Origin of the sequence: Pseudomonas donghuensis (assembly GCF_000259195.1) — a bacterium.
Classification (GTDB): Bacteria; Pseudomonadota; Gammaproteobacteria; order Pseudomonadales; family Pseudomonadaceae; genus Aquipseudomonas; species Aquipseudomonas donghuensis.
The window spans coordinates 68,527-69,440 of record NZ_JH650766.1; the positions used below are offsets into that span (position 1 = coordinate 68,527).

The window sequence follows — 914 nt, forward strand, 5'->3', positions numbered from 1 at the left end:
GCGCCAGCCAAGGCACCGGCCAAGCCCGCGGCCACGGTCGCCACGGCGCCCAAGCCGGCAGCGGGCAAGATCGACGCCAACGGCCTGCCGGTCAGTTGGTCGATCCAGATGGCCAGCTTGTCCAACCGCGCCAGTGCCGACAACCTGCAGAAAACCCTGCGCAGCCAGGGCTACAACGCCTATATCCGTTCGGCCGAAGGCATGAACCGGGTGTATGTCGGGCCGTTGATCGAGCGCGCTGAGGCCGAGCGCCTGCGTGATGTGATCAACCGCCAGCAGAAGCTCAAGGGCTTTGTCGTACGCTTCCAACCCGAGCGCAGTTGAACCCTTGCCGCCCGGCCCGCACCGGGCGGTAAATCACTGCTTACCGACAGCCCGTTGCTCTGGTAAAATGCGCCGCCTTATCCGTTTGCAGGCACCACTGTGGCATTTACCTGGGTCGACTGGGCGATTCTCGCGATCATCGCCATTTCTTCGCTGATCAGTCTCAAGCGCGGCTTTGTCAAAGAGGCCTTGTCGCTGCTTACCTGGATCATCGCCGGTGCCGTGGCCTGGATGTTCGGTGGCTCGCTGTCGCAGTACCTGGAAGCCTATATCCAGACGCCTTCGGCCCGGGTCATTGGCGGATGCGCCATTCTTTTCGTCGCCACCCTGCTGGTGGGGGCCATGATCAACTTTCTCATCGGCGAGCTGATTCGCGTCACCGGGCTGTCCGGGACCGATCGCTTCCTGGGCATGGCCTTTGGCGCTGCCCGCGGGGCCTTGCTGGTGGTAGTGGCCGTCGGGTTGTTGAGCCTGGGGCCGGTACAACAGGATCAGTGGTGGCAGGAGTCTCGCCTCCTGCCACAATTTCTATTGGTAGCTGACTGGTCGAAAAACCTCATTCTGGGGTTCACCAGTCAGTGGCTAACCAG

The 914-nt window shown here is 62.4% G+C and carries 2 protein-coding genes; both read left to right on the top strand.

The window, feature by feature from the left end; translation table 11 throughout:
- Positions 1-324 (top strand): SPOR domain-containing protein (locus UW3_RS29590; protein ID WP_010223264.1); only part of this gene is annotated, 324 nt, incomplete at its 5' end.
- Positions 325-423: 99 nt separating this feature from the next.
- A partial coding sequence (locus UW3_RS27035; RefSeq protein WP_010223265.1) for a CvpA family protein occupies positions 424-914 on the top strand: 491 nt, incomplete at its 3' end.